The organism is Parvularcula sp. IMCC14364, assembly GCF_030758415.1.
GTDB lineage: Bacteria > Pseudomonadota > Alphaproteobacteria > Caulobacterales > Parvularculaceae > Aquisalinus.
Window position 1 is genome coordinate 3,295,872 of sequence record NZ_CP132334.1, and the last position, 19,915, is coordinate 3,315,786.

Here is a 19,915-nt window from a genome sequence, read left to right on the forward strand (position 1 = left end):
TCAGGCGGCATCCTCGCCAATGAGTACATCGCGCTTGCCGGCATGATTGGCTGATGAAATCACGCCCTCATCTTCCATTTTTTCAATCAGGGTGGCAGCGCGGTTATAGCCTATCTGGAGACGGCGCTGAATGTAGCTTGTGGAGGCTTTGCGATCTCTTGCCACCACGGCGACAGCCTGATCATACAAGGCATCGCCAGAAGACGTATTGCCACCGACAGAGAGGCCAAGCGCGTCACTTGCGCCACCATCCTCGTCGGACATTTCGGTGACTTCCTGAACGTAATCAGGTTTGCCCTGCTTCTTGAGATGGGCAACAATTTTTTCAACTTCCTTGTCTGCGACAAAGGCACCGTGCACGCGGGTCAGGCGGCCACCGCCTGCCATGAACAGCATATCCCCTTGCCCGAGAAGCTGTTCGGCGCCCTGTTCACCCAGGATTGTGCGGGAGTCGATTTTGGAGGTGACCTGAAACGAGATCCGTGTCGGGAAGTTTGCTTTGATCGTACCAGTGATCACGTCAACTGAAGGGCGCTGTGTTGCCATAATCATATGGATACCGGCGGCCCGTGCCATCTGGGCAAGGCGCTGAACCATGCCTTCAATATCCTTGCCGGCAACCATCATCAGGTCTGCGACTTCATCAATGACAACCACGATGAACGGCATTGGCTTGTAGTCCAGTTCCTCGATCTCGTAGACTGGATCGCCAGTTTCCTGATTGTAGCCAGTGTGCACCTTGCGCGTCAGAACGTCGCCGCGCTCATCCGCTTCGCGCACCCGGTCATTGAAACCGCTGATGTTCCGGACACCCAGTTTGGACATCTGGCGATAGCGCTCTTCCATTTCGCGCACGGTCCACTTCAACGCGACAACCGCCTTGCGTGGATCAGTCACCACCGGTGCAAGCAAATGCGGAATGCCTTCGTAAACGGACAGTTCCAGCATTTTCGGATCAACCATGATCAGCTTGCACTGGTCAGGTGGCAGTCGATACAGAAGCGACAGGATCATGGTGTTAATCCCGACGGACTTGCCAGAGCCGGTCGTGCCGGCAATGAGCAAGTGTGGCATCTTGGCGAGGTCAGCAAAAACTGCTTCACCGCCAATGTTTTTGCCAAGGCTCAGGGTCAAGGCGCCGCCACTTTTTTCAAACTCCGGCGAAGACATCATCTCGCGGAAATAGACCATCTCACGATCCTGGTTCGGCAATTCAATCCCGATGGCATTGCGCCCCGGTACCACTGCCACACGGCAGGCGACCGCGCTCATGGAGCGGGCAATATCATCGGACAGATTGATAACCCGGGAGGATTTGACGCCTGCTGCCGGCTCCAGTTCATAAAGCGTGACGACAGGGCCAGGGCGTACATTGATAATTTCACCGCGCACGCCGAAATCTGCCAGCACTGTTTCCAGCATACGCGCATTCTGCTCCAGTGCTTCGTCAGAGACTTCCAGAAGATTACCGGGGTCAGGCTTTGCCAGAAGGTTCAATGGGGGCAGGCGATAATCTTCTGCGCTGAAGGCAGGAAACTCCGGTTGGAGCTCGGCGCGTTCACGCTTGCTGCTTTTTTTCTTTTTCTCTTTGCGGATGATCCGGCGTTGCGCAGCGGGAGATAAGTGTTCTTCTTCGAGCTCCTCTTCATCGGCAGCGCTTTCTTCGACAAGGCTCAAGTGGCTGCCGATTTCCTCTTCCTCATCTGCTTCCAGTTCTTCTTCAATGTCATCCTCGACATCCCGCTCTCCGCGCATTTCTTCAAAGCGTGCCATGTGCCATGCAGCAAGTTGTTCTGCCCGATAGCGGATTTCATCACCAATAATCATAGCGGCTTCCATGCCCGCCTCAATGTGATCGCGCCGGACCCCGCAGGCAAAACATGTCAAAAAAGCGCTAAGGGCAAGATACAGACCGGAAGCAATAATGATTGCGCCGGGGATCCCAATCATGCGCAGGGGCGCGGCAAGTAGCGCGGAAGCGCCATCCCCCAGAAGGCCGCCCATGCCGACCCGGAATGGCCAGTCTATTGTGAGCGGCAGGCCGCCTGCAAAGCCAGCCATACACAAAACGCCGAGGCCCCAGGCAAAAAAGCGCCACCAGGCACGCGCTGGTGTTGTTTCCGGCGCGCCATGGAAAAACGCATTGGTGCCCCATACTGCCAGTGTTACAGGCAGCAAAAGCGCGGCTCCGCCCATCAGTTGCAGCATGAAGTCTGCTGTATTGGCTCCGACAGAACCAAAAAGATTGCGCACGTCACGGACAGTGGCGTTGTTCAGGCTGGGGTCACTGACAGAATAGCTGATGACTGAAACAAGCAGCATTATCGCCAGTAGGATGAGTGAGGCACCACCGGCGCGCATAATAAGCGCGCGCACAGCCTGTCCAGCCATTACCAGGGCAGGCGTCTCGTAGCTTCCGCGATGGGCGCTGGCAGTTCGACTCATAAAAATGTTTACGTTCAGGCAGCAATTATTACCAAATCATTGATGACATCCTGCCAAAGAGTTGCAAACAAAAGGTTAACGCCGGTTAACGAATTGCTGCCCAACAAAGTGTCTGTTCATGCAAACGGGACGGCGCGCCTCTTTTTTGCCATATTTGATTCACAACAGCGTTATCGTGAATGCGGGATATTTTTCCTGCTCAAGAAGAGGAGGATGTAAAATGAACGAATTTTTTGAAAATCTGGATATCAACCAATATCTGCCCGGCGCCATTGCCTGGGGCACAAATCTTCTCCTGGCCATTTTGATACTGATCCTCGGCCTGTGGATTGCGGGCCGGGTTGCGAAATTCGTGCGTGGGATAGGTGAAAAGCATGAGAAGCTGGACGATACGCTGTTCCGGTTCCTTGGCAGCATTGCCAAATATATCATTCTGGCATTTGTCTTTATCGCCGTCCTGAACCGCTTTGGGGTTGAGACCACTTCCATCGTGGCGCTTCTTGGGGCCGCTGGCTTGGCTGTTGGCCTTGCCTTGCAGGGCGCTCTCTCCAATCTTGCAGCTGGCGTCATGTTGCTGATTTTTCGCCCGTACAAGGCCGGAGACTTCGTGGAGGCCGCCGGCAAGTTTGGTAATGTGACGGAAATTGATCTGTTTACGACAATTATGCAGACCTTTGATAATCAGCATATTATTATTCCCAACAGCCAGATATGGGGTGAGCAGATTATCAACCACAGCCATCACCCTGTGCGCGGCGTCGAAATGCATTTTGGTATTGCCTATGGCGAGAAGATTGACGCTGCCAAAGAGGTAATACTGGGCGTGCTGCGTGATCATCCGCATATATTGACTGATCCGGCGCCATTCGTTGAAGTGGAAACCCTCAACGATTCTTCAGTTGATTTTCTGGTGCGCCCTTTCTGCAAAGGTGAACATTATTTCGATGTTCTTTATTCTGTGCCTGAGCAGGTGAAGAAAGCACTTGATGCAGCGGATATCGAAATTCCGTTCCCGCATCAAAAAGTCATTCTGTTCAAAGGCGATGCCTGATCTGCTAAGCGGAGCCAGCGCGGGCGGGCGCGAGGTTTTGCGTTGCCTCTGATACCTTGACCCTTTTCCAGCCTTGCCGGATTTTTCGCAGGGCTGGTTTTTCGATCAGGAATGTTACAGCGGTTGCCAGACCAAGACCCAGTATGGTTGCGCAAAGAATTGAAACCGCAACGCCGATCCCGTTCTCCTGCAGCCAGTTGATCAGGTAAAAGCCGATATTCTGGTGCACCAGATAGAGGCTGTAGGAAATGGTGCCCAGAAACACCAATGGACGGCAGATAATGAACTTTAGTCGACCCGTGATCCCAAGCCAGAATACGCCCCAGAAACCTGCCTGAATAACAGCCGCCCATAACGGGGCGATGAGAAAGTTCGCGGCAATACTGCCGACCAGCACGGCCACAACAAGGCGGTCGCGTTGTCCGCTCCAGAGCAGATAGAAAGCGATGCCTGACAGGAAGAATGGTGCCCATTCCAGTATCAGCAGGTCATACAGAACATAAGCTAACGGATGATCCTTGAAGCCTGCAATTTCGGCGATCACGGCGAGTAAAAGCCAGCCAGCGCAGATGTGAGAGATTCCCCCAACCCAGCCGAGGCGGCATATCAAGGCCATCAGGATATAGAATTTCAGTTCGACATATAGTGTCCAGTACACTTCATCTACATGAGGCACACCAAAGAAGCGTTGGAACATGGTATAGTTCACGGCAATGTCGGAAGCAGGTAACATGGCGGAGGGCATTAGCAACGCGGTTGCGATGATTGTCAGTGTAAGACACACCCAGTATGCCGGGAAAAGGCGCGAGAAACGCGAAACAGCAAAATCGGCCGTGCTCGAAACCCGCTCCAGAGTCATGAAAATGACAAAGCCTGAAATCATGAAAAACAGGCTGACCGGGATGACACCATAATACTTCAGTGTCTCCAGATTATCCGTTGCAGGCCAGAAAACTGGCGTTACATGCCCATACAGATGGTCATATAAAGGTAGAAAATGCACGAGTACGACTGCAAAGGCGGCAAGCCCGCGCAGGACATCCAGTTCTTCAAAGCGCGCAGGCTTATGGGCGGGCGTGTTTACAGACATGCTTGCTCCTTGAATGTGGTGCGCAGGACTTCACCAAAAATCGCGTATCCAGATCGGCTCAAATGGATGCCATCATTACGGAACAGGTCATCTTTAGGCTGGCCAGTTTCATCTACAAATCGCTGGTACCAGGCAAGGCGGGTGCAGTTTTCATGGGCAGCGCAAACCGTATCAGCTTTCTGGTTCAGCTCACGAATGACCGGATTTAATCTCTTGTAATCCATCAGTGTGAATATGGGAGTTACTGGCAGGGCCTCTCCCAGAAATACCTGTTGTTCTTTGTATTGACTGATGAGTTGATCAAGATACGCCGCCACCTCGTCGGGTTGCGCTCCATAGGCAAGGTCATTGATCCCCAGATTGATAGCGACACAGGCTCCCTTGCGGGTAAAGCTGAGTTGCTCGAATTCATGCACAAGCCAGCCAGCCCGTTCACCGCCTACAGCGACATTAAGTACCTTGTCTGCAATATCCGACACATCATGCCCGGCAAACATGCTGTCCCCAACCAGGTAAACACTGGCTCCGCCACGCTGTTCATCATGCCACTCGGCTTCGCCATACGTTGTCTGGCGGTGGAGCGAGAAATATTGCTGCTCCCCCGGCAATCCGAGGGTTTCAGAAATTGCATAAGCTTTTTCCGGCGTATGCAGAATGACTCCGAGAAGGAACGCCAATATCAGTGCAAGAACACTTGGATAAAGCGTTGAGCGTGAAATTTTCAGACCACTCATGATGGTTACCACTTCCTTAACAGTACACGCTTATACTTTGCCACAAGGGGGTTAAAATCCGATTGAGTGCGATATTGCGCGCGCGTGACCGACACGCCTGGATTTTCTCCATGTTTAAGAAATCAGAAACACAACTAGCCCCGCTGACAAAGCGCTGGACCGTATGTGAGTGACGCTTATAAAGGCGCCCATAAGTCACAACCATAAAGGAGCGACCATGAGTGAGAACGAGTTTCCAGCAGGAGATCTCTTGAAGGGCAAACGCGGGCTGATCATGGGGGTTGCGAACAAGAACTCCATCGCCTGGGCAATCGCCCAACAGCTTCATGCACAAGGGGCGGAACTTGCCTTCACCTATGTCGGTGAGGCGCTTGAGCGCCGGGTCCGCCCGTTGGCCGAGAGCCTTAATGCGCCGGTTATTCTCGATTGTGACGTGACAGATGACGCCTCTATGGCAGCCACCTTCAAGGCTATTGAAGATCAGTGGGGCAGCATGGACTTCCTTGTCCATTCTATCGCCTTTGCTGACAAAGATGCCCTGAAGGGCTCTTTCGTGGAAAATACGAGCCGGGATGTCTTCAAGAGAGCCATGGATGTGTCTGCATTTTCCTTTGTTGACGCGGCCAACCGTGCCTCAAAGCTGATGCCAGCAGGCGGCTCCATGATAACGCTCACCTATCTGGGGTCAGAACGGGTCATCCCGAATTATAATGTCATGGGGGTGGCCAAGGCCGCGTTGGAAGCTGCCACCCGCTATATCGCACGCGATCTTGGTCCCAAAGGCATTCGCGTTAATGCTATTTCGGCTGGTGCCATCAAGACATTGTCACTGGGGGGTATTTCTGGTGCACGCAGTCTCTTGTCAGAGGGCAAGGCATGGGCGCCGATGCGCGAGAATACTGACCCTGCTGGTGTTGCCGGCGCGGCACTTTACCTCCTGTCTGATCTTGGTAAGTCCTGCACTGGCGAAACGCATCACGTGGATGCCGGCTTTCATATTGTCGGGATGCCTGAAGAGCCGGACGCAGAGTAACAACGTCTCTCGCAGTCAAGTTATTCGCGCCTTGGTATGGCGTTACTCATTAAGAAGGCCTGCCAGAGAATTGGCAGGCCTTCTTCTTTGCCCGTTTTACAGGGTTAACGTCGCATAAAGCCGCTTACTCAGCCAGGGCAGGAGCTTGCTGGCCGGGTGTAAATTCGGGATAGCCCGGTTGGCCAAGTTCTGCGTTGTCGAGGCCCGAATCTTCATCCTCTTCGCTCGCGCGAATGCCGATTGTGTACTTTAACAGCATCCAGGCGATGAAACTGACGGCGAAAACAAACACCGCGTTTGCAACAATGCCCACGCCCTGACCAACAAAGGTTGCATCCGGGTTAGTGAATGGCACGACGATAGTACCCCAGATACCGCAGACAAGGTGCGCCGGGATGGCGCCCACCACGTCATCAATCCGCGCTGCTTCCAGCAACGGTGTTGCCAGGAAGATCAGCCCGCCGCCAACGGCACCGATCATGGCTGCTTGCCAGACTTGTGGCATCAAAGGTTCGGCCGTGATAGCGACCAGCCCTCCGATCGCGCCGTTCAGTACCATGGGCAAGTCAATCTTGCCTTTGAGTAACGTGCACAGAACAACGACAGTGATGACGCCTGAAGCAGCTGCTGTATTGGTGTTTACAAAGATGTTTGACACAGAAATCGCATCATCTACGGAGCCAAGTGCCAGTTGCGAGCCACCATTGAAACCGAACCAGCCAAGCCAGAGGATGAAAACCCCCAGGGTTGCCAGCGGCATGGAGGAGCCGTGGAAAGTTACAATTTTGCCGTCTGTAGTATATTTGCCTTTGCGCGGTCCCAGCGCAATCGCACCAGCCAGTGCCGCCCAGCCGCCTGTTGCGTGCACGAGTGTTGAGCCGGCAAAGTCGGAGAACCCGTAACGGGAGTCCAGCCAGCCGCCACCCCATTCCCAGGATGCCTGAATGGGATATATGAGTCCTGTCAGCAATGCTGTGAACAAGAAGAAAGGCCATAGGCGGATGCGCTCCGCGAGAGTGCCCGAAACAATGGACGCCGCGGTTGCCACAAACACCATCTGGAAGAACCAGTCAGACGAGGCTGAATAACCTGTCGTCAGGGCTTCTGAGTCATCAGCGCTCCATGGCGTGAGTGTCCCAATCCAGCCGCCTTCGCTGCCGCCGTAAATGACATTGTAGCCTATCAGCCAGACCATAATCGAGGCGATGGCGTAGAGCGTGATATTTTTCAGGCAGATTGTCGCCGCATTTTTGGACCGGACAGAACCTGCCTCAAGCATGGCGAAACCCGCCGCCATGAACATCACTACCATGCCCATAATCAGGAACAGGAGTGTGTTGAAGACAAAGGCCATGTCTGGCCCCACCGCTTCCTGTGCATGGGCCGTCCCGGCCGTCAACACCAGTGTGGGCGCAAGTACCCAGGTTAGTAATTTCAGTTTCATCTCGTGATACCCCTCTTCAAAGGTTGCTTTTGTTTTTGGCGATTGGCCGTTGTTGTGTGGCCACCCGGAAGCAAAGGCTAAGACAGAAAATTGTGCGTCGCAACATTAAAAAGCATAATATGCTTTATAGTTGGGTTATTTAGGGGTATTCACTTTTTTCTTGCATCCAAGTCTTCCTTTTGGCATCTCATGATCTACGGGGCCAGCCGATAAAACGGGTACTAGTGTAGTGGGGTTTGCATGTCAGAAGCTGAAGTTCTCAGCCTGTTAAGCGAAGATCTGGGAAACAGCCGCAGTCTGTTGCTTGGCTTTGGCGCCTTGGTGGGGCTCAGTATTGGCCTGTATGCGATATCGACATTGCGAACTGTTGCGCGGCATCTCAGATCTTCTGGCCATGCCTTTCATCAGAGTACACGGCAGCAAAAGAGTGAATATGAGGATCACAAGGCGCGCGCGGCCAGGATTCGGCAAACTATGCAGCGGCGCAAAAGCAGCACCAACAGGTCTGTTCTTTAGAAAACCGCAAGGGCGCTCTCGGCCTCCCAATCTGCGAAGTAAATCTCTTAAAGAACATATCCATATATGCTGACAAAATGGCAGATACTGCCTGCCAGAACGAAGACATGGAAGATGGTGTGTGTGAAAGCGCGCGACTTCCAGGCAAAGAACAAGGCACCAACAGTAAAACACAGTCCGCCAGCAATCAGCCAGGCAAAGCCAGGCGCAGGCAGTTTTGCCCATAACTCACCAATAACGAAAACACCCACCCAGCCCATGCCGAGATAACCGGCAAGTGATAGTACCTCATATTTTCTGGGATCAGATAGATGGCGTGCCAGAAATTTCAGTGTGATGCCAGCAATGGCCAAAACCCACACGGTCACCAGAATGATTGTGCCTGAAACAGGCGACAGCACCAGCAGGGCGAAAGGCGTGTAACTGCCAGCGATCTTCAGGTAGATAGCGGAGTGGTCAATCGTTTCCAGAAAAGGCTGAAAGCGGGATCGGAATGCCCCGTGATACAGCGTTGAGCTGGCGTACAGCACAAGGGCGCTGACAGCAAAGATGGAAACTGCGGTGATCTCCGCAACACCACCACTGACAGCAGCTTTTGCGACGAGCAAAATCAATGCGAGGATGGCCAGAAGAATGCCTATGCCATGACTGGCAGTATGCAGAATTTCTTCAAATGCGGTGTGCACGTCAGGAACGGCACGGCGCGTCAAGACCATTTCCTTCACTCCTTGATGATCAGGCTAACATACAAAAGTTGCGCTGGCATTAAGGACTTTCTGTGGCGACAGGCACAAAAAAGGCCGCTCAGTGGAGCGGCCTTCTGGTCAGATTAGAGGCGAAAGAGCTTACTCTTCCTCACCGTCTTCTTCTTCGGTAATTTCCTTGCCAGTGTCCTGATCCACAATCTTCATGGACAGGCGCACCTTGCCGCGATCATCAAAGCCAAGAAGTTTGACGAAAACTTCATCGCCCTCTTTGACCACGTCAGTTGTCTGTTTGACTCGCTCGGCTTTAAGTTGCGAAATGTGTACCAGACCATCACGCGAGCCGAAGAAGTTGACGAACGCACCGAAGTCCATCGTCTTGACAACTTTGCCTTTGTAGATCTCGCCAACTTCAGGTTCGTCAACAATCGCCTTGATGCGGGCGATGGCATCATCAATACTTGCCTTGTCGCTGGACGCAATCTTGATGATACCTTCATCATCAATATTCACCTTCGCACCAGACAGTTCGACAATCTCGCGGATTACCTTGCCGCCTGTACCAATGACTTCACGGATTTTGTCTGTTGCAATCTGCATGGTTTCAATGCGCGGGGCGAATTCACCGACTTCCGTACGGGAATCAGTAATTGCCTTGCCCATCTCACCAAGAATGTGATTGCGGCCCTCATGTGCCTGGGCCAAAGCCGTTTTCATGATTTCCTCGGTGATGCCGGCAATCTTGATATCCATCTGCAGGGACGTGACACCAGCTTCCGTACCGGCAACCTTGAAGTCCATATCACCAAGGTGGTCTTCGTCACCCAGAATGTCCGAGAGCACTGCGAAGCGCTCGCCCTCAAGAATGAGCCCCATGGCAATGCCGGCAACGGCGCGTTTGATTGGTACACCAGCATCCATCAGAGCAAGCGATGCCCCACAAACAGTCGCCATGGAAGACGAGCCATTGGACTCGGTGATCTCGGAGACAAGACGCAGAACATAAGGAAACTCTTCTGCTGGTGGCAGGACAGCGCGTACTGCGCGCCATGCCAGCTTCCCGTGACCAACTTCACGGCGGCCCACGCCACCCATCCGACCAGTCTCGCCCACAGAATATGGCGGGAAGTTGTAATGCAAAAGGAAGCTTTCCTTGTACGTTCCTTCCAGCGCGTCAATGAACTGTTCATCATCGGCTGTACCAAGAGTGGCCACAACGATGGCTTGCGTTTCGCCGCGTGTGAACAGGGCAGATCCGTGCGTGCGCGGTAATACACCAACCTCGGAAAGGATCGGCCGCACGGTTTTGGTGTCGCGCCCGTCGATACGCTCGCCGGTATCAAGAATACCGTTACGAACAATGTCGCTCTCGACTGACTTCAAAAGGCCTGCGACGATGCTGCGGTCGATAGTGACCTCGGCTTCTTCGTCACAGAGGGTTTCAAAAACCTTGTCTTTGGTCGCAGCGATTTTCTCCTGACGGACCATCTTCTCTTTCTCGCCATAGGCCTCACGCAGACCAGCCTCAGCCAGCTCGCGCACCTGACCCTCAAAGTCAGAGTAGTCTGCAGGTTTATAGTCCCAGGGCTCTTTGGCGGATTCTTCTGCCAGCGAAATAATCAAGCCAATGACTTCCTGTGCAGATTTATGCCCGGCCATGACAGCCCCGAGCATCACATCTTCAGAGAGTTCCTTGGCTTCTGACTCAACCATCATCACCGCGTCATTGGTACCCGCCATCACGAGATCAAGGTCAGTATCTGCCATCTCGTCGAGTGTTGGGTTGATCTTGTAGTTGCCATCGACATAGCCAACACGTGCAGCGGCAATCGGCCCCATGAACGGCAGGCCGGAAATGGTCAGTGCCGCAGAGGCTGCAACCATCGCGACCACATCAGGGTCATTTTCCATGTCATGGCTCATCACGGTACAGACGACCTGTACTTCATTCTTGAAGCCGGAGACAAACAGCGGACGGATCGGCCGGTCAATCAGACGGGAAACAAGTGTTTCTTTCTCTGTCGGGCGACCTTCACGCTTGAAAAAACCGCCTGGAATTTTACCGGCGGCGTAAGTTTTTTCCTGATAATTCACGGTCAGGGGGAAGAAGTCTTGCCCGGGCTTTTGCTCGCGCTGCCCAACGACAGTCGCCAGCACGGTTGTCTCGCCATAAGTGGCAAGCACGGCACCGTCAGCCTGGCGGGCAATACGCCCGGTTTCGAGGGTCAGCGTCCGGCCAGCCCATTCCATGGATTTACGAGTTATAGTGAACATATTTTCGTTTCTTTCAATTCAGCAGATCGCCGGATTGCGACTGCCTTCAACGGGGATGATCCCCTGATGCGTATCTGGCACCTGTTTTCAATATTGGGGAAGCAGATACAAAAAAGCGGACTGCCATCAGTCCGCTTTCAAAATGGCATTGCTTAACGGCGCAATCCAAGCCGACTGATAAGCGACTGATATCGCTCCTCATCTTTGCCCTTCACGTAATCGAGAAGGCCACGACGCTGGGACACCATTTTGAGTAGGCCGCGACGTGAGTGGTTGTCTTTCTTGTGCTCCTTGAAATGCCCGGTCAGGTTGTTGATCCGCTCAGACAGGATCGCGATTTGTACTTCGGGGGAGCCTGTATCGCCGTCTTTGACAGCATATTCTTGAATGAGCGCAGATTTGCGCTCAGGGGAAATAGACATATTTTTCTCCGCGAATGCCGGTTCGTTTCACTTTAGTATCCAGCCAGGGCATCGACCAGCCAAACAAGGTGCGAGCATATGGCGGAAAACCCGGCTGATTGCAAGCACCTGTTTGATGAGCGTGACCTGCACCCTCTTTACAGGGTACCTTTCAATAACTTCATCACACCGGAGAAGTCGAGGTCGTCCTTGTCGGCTGCTTCCATCATCGTATAGATTTGTGCGGCATGGCTGCCGAGCGGAATGGAGGCTTTCGCTCCTTCTGCGACGCCTTGGGCAAGGCGCAGGTCTTTCAGCATCATTGCTGTCGCGAAGCCCGGCTGATAGTCGCGGTTGGACGGGGCTGCCGGGACCGGCCCGGGGGCCGGGCAATAGGAGGTCATGGACCAGGACTGGCCGGAAGCTGTTGACGAGATGTCATAAAATGTCTGCGCATCCAGGCCGAGCTTCTCAGCAAGGTTGAAGGCTTCGCACGTGCCGATCATGGAGATCGCCAGCAGCATGTTGTTGCAGACTTTCGCCACCTGCCCATTGCCGGAGGCCCCGGCATGAAACACATTCTTGCCCATCACCTCAAGAAAAGGGCGGGCCATTTCGAAATGTTCTGCTGCGCCGCCGACCATAAATGTCAGTGTACCGGCTTCAGCTGCGGCCACACCACCGGAAACGGGTGCGTCTACTGCCGGATAGCCGCGCTCGACAGCGCCCTGTCCCAACGCCCGCGCTTCGTCCACGGCGATGGTTGAGCAGTCAATCAGCAGGCTGCCTTTTTTCAGGTTCTGCGCCATATCTTCCATGTATATTTTTGCCACATGCTTGCCCGCCGGGAGCATGGTGATAACAGCATCGACAGCGCTGGCGTCGAAGTCTTTCAGTGCGCCGTCCACAGAATTGCCGCCCTTGGCGACGTGGGCAGCGCGCAAGTCATCAGAAAGGTCGCAGCCATAGACGTCATGCCCTGCCTTGACGAGATTGGCGGCCATGCCAGAGCCCATATTGCCAAGGCCAATAAAAAGGATAGTGCTCATGATCGTGCTCTCTCTAAGATTTGTGTTTTCTTACCAGGGATGTGTGCTGCCCATAAAATCAACGAAGTGGGCCCGCTCCGACGGTTTCAGCCCGGCGATGACCTGTTTCAGGCCTTTGGCGCTGTCCGCCGGTGAAACGGGTGCCTGTTTGCCGCCCATATCCGTCTGGACCCAACCAGGGTGCAGGGTGCCGACAGCGATGTCCTTTGGTTTCAGTTCAATCGCCATCAGGTTCATGGCCATATTCAGCGCTGCCTTGGAGGAGTTATAGGAATAACTGCCGAGAAAAGCATTGGCGTTGGAGGCCAGTTGCGATGAGATCGCGACGATGGTGCCTTTGGTTTTCTCCACATGCGGCAGGAAGGCTTCGCACGTGGCAACCGCACCAAAGAGATTGACCTCCATCACCTCACGCCAGCTTTCATAGTCCAGCGCCCCTACGGTGCCCGGCATACCGCCACTTTCAGACCGGCCGGAAATGCCGGCATTGGCGATCACAAGGTCCATCGGCGTTGTAATGTTCTCTGCCAGCTGACGGATCGCAGCGCGGTCTTTCACATCTAGGGCGTAATGGCTGACAGTTCCCGCGACAGCCTTCAGGTCAGTTGCGGACTCAAGGGCGCGCGCCGTGGCATGAACATGCCAGTCATCCTCGGCATACTGTCTTGCGAGTTCCAGGCCGATGCCGCGATTGGCTCCAGTAATGAGAACGGATGGCATAAGGCGCTCCTTAACATTTTGTTGCGAGCAGATATCCCTGTTTAGCGTAATTCAAGAGATTTCTGTCTCTGGTGATGAGCATATATCCATTTTGACGTGCTGTGGCTGCAATTATCCTGTCTGCGGGATCTCCATTGATATTGCCGGGAAGGGAGGATGAGGTGACGAGCAGTTCCCAACTCATTTCGACCCAGGAAAACTTGGCTTGTGCAATAAATTGACGCAGCCACTCTTTTGGTTCGAGTGTTGACGGTAATTTTCCTTTGCTGTGCAACATACCGATTTCCCAGGCGCTGATTGGTGAAACACACACAGGGAGCTTAGCTTCCCAAGCCTCGGCAATCACATCGAGGGCTTTTATTTCGACAGCCTCTTTGTTGGCTAGCCAGATGAGTGCGCACGTATCCAGAAGCACGCCGCTCACAAGCGCCCCTCTTCTGCATCCCATACCTCGCCGGTTGGGCTGGTGAGGTCAGTTTCAGGCGTAACACGCACTACGAATTCCATCTTGCCGTAAAAAGACGCGATGTATTCCTTGCCGGACATTGTCTCCTGTCCATAATCAGATTTTTGCTCTTCGTTGCCACCACCGTGATTACTTTCAAGCGCACCGTTGTTGTCTTCCCTTTTGGTGAAAACAAGGTGCTTGGAGGCCATGTCAACTTTTGCAGTTTTATATCCGGCTGCCAGCCAAGCATGTGTAATGACACTGTTGGACGGATTGTTCGACCACCATGGACGGTGCTTGTAAGCTGAGGCGGGTAACTTTTCTCCAACAAGCTGTTCAATTTCCTCAAAAGTCATGGGGATTGTGAGGGCGCCGGTGCGTTCCAGGTAATCTTGGAGAGGGGCATATTTAGACATGAAACATCCTTTCAGGTTTGCGCTCAAACCTAAATAGGTATAACTTAGGCTACTGTCAATAAAAAGTTACTAACTATTTCATTGTCGGGATGACAAAGTCTGAGCCTTGCACATCCTCTGGCCAGCGTTGTGTGACCGTTTTGATTTTAGTCCAGAACTTCACGCCCTCTGGCCCGTGCTGGTTGGTGTCGCCAAAGGAGGAGCGTTTCCAGCCGCCGAATGTATGATAGGCGAGCGGGACAGGAATTGGCACATTGATGCCGACCATGCCGACATTGACACGTGCTGCAAATTCGCGCGCAGCATCTCCATTCCGTGTGAAGATGGCAACACCATTGCCATATTGATGATCTGAGGGCAGCGCGACAGCTTCCTCGAAAGTCTTGGCTCTGGCGATCTGTAATACCGGGCCAAAGATTTCTTCCTTGTAGGACGTGTGCTCCGGCTTTGCGTGGTCAAGCAATGTGCCGCCCATGAAGAAGCCGTTTTCATACCCCTGGAGTGAGAAATCCCGGCCATCAATCACAAGTTCCTGTCCTTCATCTATAGCCATCTGGATATAGTTGGCGACCCGGTCCCTGTGGGCGGCGGTGACGAGGGGGCCAAGATCGGAATCTTCTGACAGGGACGGGCCGATTTTCAGCGCTTCCACTTTTGGCTTTAGCATATCGACCAGCCTGTCAGCCGTTTCCTCACCAACTGGAACAGCCACAGGTGTGGCCATGCAGCGCTCGCCAGCTGATCCGTAGGCGGAGCCGATAAGCTGGTTGACGGCATTTTCCATGTCTGCATCCGGCAGGATGATCATGTGGTTCTTGGCGCCGCCGAAAGCCTGCACGCGCTTGTTGCGCGCGGCACCCTCGGAATAGATATATTGTGCGATATCAGAGGAGCCAACAAAGCTGATCGCCTCAACGCGTGGGTCCTGAATGAGGGTGTCTACAGCTTCCTTGTCGCCATTAACAACATTCAGCACACCTTCCGGCGCGCCTGCCTCCATCATTAGTTCGGCAAGGCGCAAGGGCACTGAAGGGTCACGCTCGGATGGCTTGTTCACGAATGTGTTGCCGCAGGCGATGGCAACCCCAAACATCCACATGGGGATCATGGCTGGAAAGTTGAATGGCGTGATGCCAGCGCAAACACCAAGAGGCTGGCGCATGGAGTAAAGATCAATGCCCGGGCCGGCTCCTTCCGTATACTCACCCTTCTGCAGGTGCGGAATACCGCAGGCAAACTCGATCACTTCCAGGCCACGCTGCACGTCGCCTCTCGCATCTGGCAGGGTTTTGCCATGCTCGGCGGAAAGCATCTTGGCGAGGTTATCCATGTCCTTCTCAACCAGCGCCTTGAAGTTGAACATGACGCGGGCCCGGCGCTGCGGGTTGACTTTAGACCATGCGGGGAAAGCTTTTGCTGCGGCATCTATTGCCTTGGTCACATCATCCGAACTGGCCAGGAGCGTTTGTGCCTGTACGTCGCCTGTGGTCGGGTTAAAGACATCATGTCGGCGAGATGAGCTGCCATCCGTGTGGTTGCCATTGATAAAGTGTCCGAGTGTTTTCATGTCCGCTTCCTCCGTATATTCATTTTATCATGCCGGGGCCTTGAAGGGCATTATCCGGAACTGTCATTCAGCCTCTGGTATCATGGGCCGGTTTTGCCCGTAGCAGGTCCAACGCTGTCGTGATGATATTTTAGGCTGCAAGTTCGAACGCCATGGCGGTTGCTTCACCGCCGCCAATGCAGAGCGAGGCAACGCCTGTTTTCAAACCGCGTTTTTGCAAGGCATTCAGCAGGGTAACAATAATGCGTGCCCCTGATGCACCAATCGGGTGGCCCAGGGCACAGGCGCCGCCATTGACGTTGATCTTTTCATGCGGGATCGACAGTTCCTGCATCGCCGCCATGGGCACCACAGCAAAGGCTTCGTTCACTTCGAACAGGTCCACATCGCCGACGCCCCACTCGAGGTCTTTCATCACATCATCAATCGCCTGCACTGGCGCAGTCGTGAACCAGGCTGGCTCTTGTGCGTGACTGCTCTGCGCGAGCACTTTGGCAATGGGTTTCAGGCCACGGCGCGCTGCTTCTGACTGCCGCATCAGGACGATCGCTGCTGCCCCGTCAGAAATGGAAGAGGCATTTGCAGCCGTTACAGTGCCATCTTTCTTGAAGGCTGGTTTCAGGTTCGGGATTTTTTCAGGTCTTGCCTTTGCGGGCTGCTCGTCCTGTTCAATCGTATAGCTGCCTTTACGGGTCTCAACGGTGACAGGAATGATTTCATTTGCGAACTGCCCGCTTTCATGAGCAGAAACGGCGCGATTAAGGCTGGCAATGGCGTATTCATCCTGTGCTTCGCGTGTGAACTGGTATTTCTCAGCACACAGCTCAGCGAAAGACCCCATCAGGCCACCTTCATAGGCATCTTCGAGGCCATCAAGGAACATGTGGTCTTTTGCTTCTGCGTGGCCAAGGCGAGCGCCTTCGCGCATTTTGGGCAAGATGTAGGGGGCGTTGGTCATGCTTTCCATGCCTCCGGCCACCCCAACGGTGACTGTGCCTGCGAGCAGGCTTTCCACCATCTGCATGGTGGTTTTCATCCCGGAGCCACACATTTTGTTCACCGTGGTGCACGGAACAGATTTTGGCAGGCCGGCCTTGATCGCTGCTTGCCGTGCTGGGGCTTGCCCCTGACCGGCGGGCAGGACGCAGCCCATCAGCACTTCATCAACTTCCTCTTCTTTCAATTCAGCCTGTTTGACGACCGCATGAATCGCTTTGGCCCCCAAGTCAGAGCAGGTCATGGGCGCAAACTCACCCTGAAAGCCCGCCATCGGCGTGCGGCCCATGGCGACGACAACGATTGGATCATCTGTTGGCAGTTTCATCTTGTCAGTCCTCTTCTCAAAAAATCTATTTTCCGGCCTGATACGGCGCGAGTATCGAGCGGGCGATAATCAGCCGCATGACTTCATTCGCCCCTTCCAGAATCTGGTGTACACGAACATCACGCAGCATCCGCTCCAGCGGATAATCGCCCAGATAGCCATAGCCCCCATGCATTTGCAGGGCCCGGTTGACCACATCAAACCCGGTGTCGGTCACGAAGCGCTTGGCCATGGCGCAGAGCTTCGTTGCATCTTCTGTTTTCGCATCCAGTGCTGCGGCTGCACGATAAAGCAGCGTCCGGGCAGCTTCCAGCTCTGTGCCCATATCAGCGAGCGTGAACTGCAATGCCTGCTGCTCATTCAGGCGTTTGCCAAAAGCCTTGCGCTCGTTCGTATAATCCAAAGCCTGATCCAGTGCCGCCTGCGCCGTGCCAAGCGAGCAGGCGGCGATGTTAAGGCGACCGCCATCAAGACCCATCATGGCGAACTTGAACCCTTCGCCTTCGCTCCCGATCAGATTGCTGGCCGGGATGCGGCAATTATCAAACGACACAATGGCGGTCGGCTGTGAATTCCAACCCATCTTGACCTCATTGGCCCCGAAAGAGAGCCCGGGCGTGTCTTTTTCCACCAGCACAGCGGAAATCCCGCGCGGGCCGTCACCGCCAGTACGCACCATGACCAGATAAAGGTCACTGACGCCGGCGCCGGAAATAAAGGCTTTTGCGCCATTCAGCACATAATCGTCACCGTCGCGCACTGCTTTGGTGCGCAGCGCTGCGGCATCGGAGCCAGAACCCGGTTCTGTCAGGCAATAGCTGGCGAGATATTCCATGGAGGTGAGTTTCGGGCAGTATTTCTGGCGCAACTCTTCCGAGCCGAACCGGTCAATCATCCATGAAACCATGTTGTGAATGGAGATATAAGCTGCCGTTGACGTGCACCCTGCGGAGAGGGCTTCAAAGACAAGTGCTGCATCCAGTCTTGTAAGACCGCTGCCACCAACATCTTCTTGTGTATAAATACCGGCAAGCCCCAATTCTGCCGTCTGGCGGATCACATCGACTGGAAAATGCTTCTCGCGGTCCCATCTGGCGGCGTGCGGGGCCAGAGCTTCTTTGGCAAACCGCTGGGCCATTTCCTGAATGGCGGACTGTTCTTCAGAGAGGGTGAAATCCATGGGCAGGCTCTTTTCAGGCTGTCCGGTTCTGCGGGAACAGGTGCCCGCCCGGCACAAAATTACAGGATGAAACAGAAACTTATGTGCCCCCTAGAAAGGCGTGCTAAAACCATAAGTCAAGTCCTGCACACGGGCGGTTACCTTCCTCCAAAATCATCACGGATTTTAGGGGATGTTGCGAAAACCGTTGATTTATTTGCCGTTTTTGAGGGCTGATTTAGAATCTCTTTTCGGGCATGTTGCGCCCGATCAAGCGGATGGAAACATGAGCGAAAACAGTAACGACTACGCGCCTTTGAAAATTCACGTGCCGGAGCCACCGTTCCGGCCAGGAGATGCACCCGATTTCTCCAATTTCGACGTGCCAGTTGCTGGCGCCACCCCGCGTCCGCCCATTGATGCATCCCGCGATGAACTGGAGCCATATTCCGAACAGATCATCAGGGTGCTGGATGACGATGGCAAGGCGCAGGGCGAGTGGGCGCCCGATCTGAGTGACGAAGAAATAGATGCTGGTATGCGCGCCATGATGCGCACCCGCGCGTTCGATGAGCGCATGATGAAGGCGCAGCGCCAGGGCAAGACCAGCTTCTACATGCAGTGCACCGGCGAAGAGGCGATCGCGACAGCGCAGCAGCGTGCCTTGCGGGATGGTGACATGCATTTTCCGACCTACCGCCAGCAGGGGCTCTTGTTTGCGCAGGACTGGGCGGTTTCCAAAATGATGAACCAGATTTTTTCCAATATCGAGGATGATCTGGAGGGCCTGCAGTTGCCGGTGCTTTATTCATTCCGAGATGCAGGGTTTTTCACGGTGTCCGGCAATCTGGCGACACAATATATACAGGCCGTTGGCTGGGCCATGGCGTCCGCCATTGCGGGCGACACAAAAATCGCCTCCGCCTGGATTGGTGATGGGGCAACGGCGGAGGGTGACTTTCACGCCGGACTGAACTTCGCCTCTGTCTATAAAGCGCCATGCATTCTCAATGTTGTCGATAACCGTTGGGCAATCTCGACCTATCATGACATTGCCCGCTCCGGCATGAGCACCTTTGCCGAGCGTGCCTATGGCTATGGCCTTGCCGCCTTGCGGGTAGACGGGAATGATTGGCTGGCAGGCTACGCTGCTTCTGCCTGGGCGGCAGAGCGGGCCAGACGCGGTCATGGTGCAACACTGATTGAGTGGGTGACCTATCGCGCCGGTGCCCATTCGACTTCTGATGACCCGACCAAATACCGCCCCAAGGAAGAAGCGACGATCTGGCCACTGGGCGATCCGATCGAACGCCTGAAACAGCACCTCATCGTCAAGGGTCTGTGGTCGGAAGAGCGCCATACGCAGGCTGAAGCACAATATGCGGATGAAATGCGGGAAGAGATGGAAAAGGCTGAGGCTAACGGCACGCTGCATGAATATGACCGTCCGCGTCCAAGTCCCAAGGCTATGTTTGAATATGTCTATGCTGACATGCCGGAGCATTTGCGCCGACAGCGTCAGGAAATGGGAGTCTGAGCC

The 19,915-nt window shown here is 54.2% G+C and carries 17 protein-coding genes; 3 read left to right on the plus strand and 14 right to left on the minus strand.

The window, feature by feature from the left end:
- Positions 1-2,445 carry a DNA translocase FtsK gene (locus RAL90_RS15570; protein WP_306252280.1) on the minus strand — a complete coding sequence of 815 codons (2,445 nt, stop codon included), beginning with the start codon at positions 2,443-2,445 and terminating at the stop codon, positions 1-3.
- A 220-nt stretch (positions 2,446-2,665) separates the two neighbouring features.
- Here RAL90_RS15570 and RAL90_RS15575 point away from each other — a divergent pair, with 220 nt between their 5' ends.
- Entirely contained in the window at positions 2,666-3,496 is an 831-nt protein-coding gene (locus RAL90_RS15575; protein ID WP_306252283.1) for a mechanosensitive ion channel family protein, read from the plus strand.
- A 4-nt stretch (positions 3,497-3,500) separates the two neighbouring features.
- On the opposite strand, the gene RAL90_RS15580 is transcribed toward RAL90_RS15575, so the two are convergent.
- Complete coding sequence (locus RAL90_RS15580; protein ID WP_306252285.1) at positions 3,501-4,586, minus strand: acyltransferase; 1,086 nt, start codon at positions 4,584-4,586, stop codon at positions 3,501-3,503.
- On the minus strand, positions 4,577-5,320 hold the full coding sequence (locus tag RAL90_RS15585) for a GDSL-type esterase/lipase family protein (RefSeq protein WP_306252287.1): 744 nt from the start codon (positions 5,318-5,320) through the stop codon (positions 4,577-4,579). The genes RAL90_RS15580 and RAL90_RS15585 overlap by 10 nt, the downstream gene beginning before the upstream one ends.
- A 217-nt stretch (positions 5,321-5,537) precedes the next feature.
- On the opposite strand from RAL90_RS15585, the gene RAL90_RS15590 reads away from it, so the two are divergent.
- Positions 5,538-6,353, plus strand: a complete 816-nt coding sequence (locus RAL90_RS15590) for an enoyl-ACP reductase (protein ID WP_306252289.1) — start codon at positions 5,538-5,540, stop codon at positions 6,351-6,353.
- A 124-nt stretch (positions 6,354-6,477) separates the two neighbouring features.
- Here RAL90_RS15590 and RAL90_RS15595 read toward each other — a convergent pair whose 3' ends face one another.
- From RAL90_RS15595 to RAL90_RS15645, 11 genes are all read right to left on the minus strand, one after another.
- Positions 6,478-7,797 (minus strand): ammonium transporter, encoded by a 1,320-nt coding sequence (locus tag RAL90_RS15595; protein WP_306252291.1) that lies wholly within the window; start codon positions 7,795-7,797, stop codon positions 6,478-6,480.
- 563 nt (positions 7,798-8,360) lie between these two features.
- Positions 8,361-9,029 (minus strand): hemolysin III family protein, encoded by a 669-nt coding sequence (locus RAL90_RS15600; protein ID WP_306252293.1) that lies wholly within the window; start codon positions 9,027-9,029, stop codon positions 8,361-8,363.
- 129 nt (positions 9,030-9,158) lie between these two features.
- Positions 9,159-11,291 (minus strand): polyribonucleotide nucleotidyltransferase, encoded by a 2,133-nt coding sequence (gene pnp / locus RAL90_RS15605; protein WP_306252295.1) that lies wholly within the window; start codon positions 11,289-11,291, stop codon positions 9,159-9,161.
- A 152-nt stretch (positions 11,292-11,443) separates the two neighbouring features.
- Entirely contained in the window at positions 11,444-11,713 is a 270-nt protein-coding gene (rpsO, locus tag RAL90_RS15610; protein ID WP_306252297.1) for a 30S ribosomal protein S15, read from the minus strand.
- Between the two features lie 137 nt (positions 11,714-11,850).
- Positions 11,851-12,741: a 3-hydroxyisobutyrate dehydrogenase gene (mmsB, locus tag RAL90_RS15615; protein WP_306252298.1), complete on the minus strand. Its 891-nt coding sequence runs from the start codon at positions 12,739-12,741 to the stop codon at positions 11,851-11,853.
- Positions 12,742-12,771: 30 nt separating this feature from the next.
- The gene (locus tag RAL90_RS15620; protein WP_306252301.1) at positions 12,772-13,461 is read right to left on the minus strand and encodes an SDR family oxidoreductase; all 690 of its coding nucleotides are present in this window, start codon (positions 13,459-13,461) and stop codon (positions 12,772-12,774) included.
- 10 nt (positions 13,462-13,471) lie between these two features.
- Entirely contained in the window at positions 13,472-13,885 is a 414-nt protein-coding gene (locus RAL90_RS15625) for a type II toxin-antitoxin system VapC family toxin (protein WP_306252303.1), read from the minus strand.
- The gene (locus RAL90_RS15630; protein ID WP_306252304.1) at positions 13,882-14,325 is read right to left on the minus strand and encodes a hypothetical protein; all 444 of its coding nucleotides are present in this window, start codon (positions 14,323-14,325) and stop codon (positions 13,882-13,884) included. Before RAL90_RS15630 ends, RAL90_RS15625 begins: the two co-directional genes overlap by 4 nt.
- A gap of 73 nt (positions 14,326-14,398) precedes the next feature.
- A complete protein-coding gene (locus RAL90_RS15635) occupies positions 14,399-15,892 on the minus strand; it encodes a CoA-acylating methylmalonate-semialdehyde dehydrogenase (protein ID WP_306252306.1) in 1,494 nt (497 codons plus the stop codon).
- A 130-nt stretch (positions 15,893-16,022) separates the two neighbouring features.
- The gene (locus RAL90_RS15640; protein WP_306252308.1) at positions 16,023-17,216 is read right to left on the minus strand and encodes an acetyl-CoA C-acyltransferase; all 1,194 of its coding nucleotides are present in this window, start codon (positions 17,214-17,216) and stop codon (positions 16,023-16,025) included.
- Between the two features lie 25 nt (positions 17,217-17,241).
- Complete coding sequence (locus RAL90_RS15645) at positions 17,242-18,396, minus strand: isobutyryl-CoA dehydrogenase (RefSeq protein ID WP_306252309.1); 1,155 nt, start codon at positions 18,394-18,396, stop codon at positions 17,242-17,244.
- Between the two features lie 265 nt (positions 18,397-18,661).
- Between RAL90_RS15645 and RAL90_RS15650 the strand changes: the two genes are divergently transcribed.
- On the plus strand, positions 18,662-19,912 hold the full coding sequence (locus RAL90_RS15650; protein ID WP_306252311.1) for a 3-methyl-2-oxobutanoate dehydrogenase (2-methylpropanoyl-transferring) subunit alpha: 1,251 nt from the start codon (positions 18,662-18,664) through the stop codon (positions 19,910-19,912).
- Positions 19,913-19,915: the final 3 nt, after the last annotated feature.

Coding starts and splice junctions, on each gene's coding strand:
- RAL90_RS15595 (WP_306252291.1), bottom strand. CDS start 7,797: ATGAAACTGAAATTACTAACCTGGGTACTTGCGCCCACACTGGTGTTG.
- RAL90_RS15650 (WP_306252311.1), top strand. CDS start 18,662: ATGAGCGAAAACAGTAACGACTACGCGCCTTTGAAAATTCACGTGCCG.
- RAL90_RS15575 (WP_306252283.1), top strand. CDS start 2,666: ATGAACGAATTTTTTGAAAATCTGGATATCAACCAATATCTGCCCGGC.
- mmsB (WP_306252298.1), bottom strand. CDS start 12,741: ATGAGCACTATCCTTTTTATTGGCCTTGGCAATATGGGCTCTGGCATG.
- RAL90_RS15620 (WP_306252301.1), bottom strand. CDS start 13,461: ATGCCATCCGTTCTCATTACTGGAGCCAATCGCGGCATCGGCCTGGAA.
- RAL90_RS15590 (WP_306252289.1), top strand. CDS start 5,538: ATGAGTGAGAACGAGTTTCCAGCAGGAGATCTCTTGAAGGGCAAACGC.
- RAL90_RS15640 (WP_306252308.1), bottom strand. CDS start 17,216: ATGAAACTGCCAACAGATGATCCAATCGTTGTCGTCGCCATGGGCCGC.
- RAL90_RS15585 (WP_306252287.1), bottom strand. CDS start 5,320: ATGAGTGGTCTGAAAATTTCACGCTCAACGCTTTATCCAAGTGTTCTT.
- RAL90_RS15630 (WP_306252304.1), bottom strand. CDS start 14,325: ATGTCTAAATATGCCCCTCTCCAAGATTACCTGGAACGCACCGGCGCC.
- RAL90_RS15635 (WP_306252306.1), bottom strand. CDS start 15,892: ATGAAAACACTCGGACACTTTATCAATGGCAACCACACGGATGGCAGC.
- rpsO (WP_306252297.1), bottom strand. CDS start 11,713: ATGTCTATTTCCCCTGAGCGCAAATCTGCGCTCATTCAAGAATATGCT.
- pnp (WP_306252295.1), bottom strand. CDS start 11,291: ATGTTCACTATAACTCGTAAATCCATGGAATGGGCTGGCCGGACGCTG.
- RAL90_RS15645 (WP_306252309.1), bottom strand. CDS start 18,396: ATGGATTTCACCCTCTCTGAAGAACAGTCCGCCATTCAGGAAATGGCC.
- RAL90_RS15570 (WP_306252280.1), bottom strand. CDS start 2,445: ATGAGTCGAACTGCCAGCGCCCATCGCGGAAGCTACGAGACGCCTGCC.
- RAL90_RS15580 (WP_306252285.1), bottom strand. CDS start 4,586: ATGTCTGTAAACACGCCCGCCCATAAGCCTGCGCGCTTTGAAGAACTG.
- RAL90_RS15600 (WP_306252293.1), bottom strand. CDS start 9,029: ATGGTCTTGACGCGCCGTGCCGTTCCTGACGTGCACACCGCATTTGAA.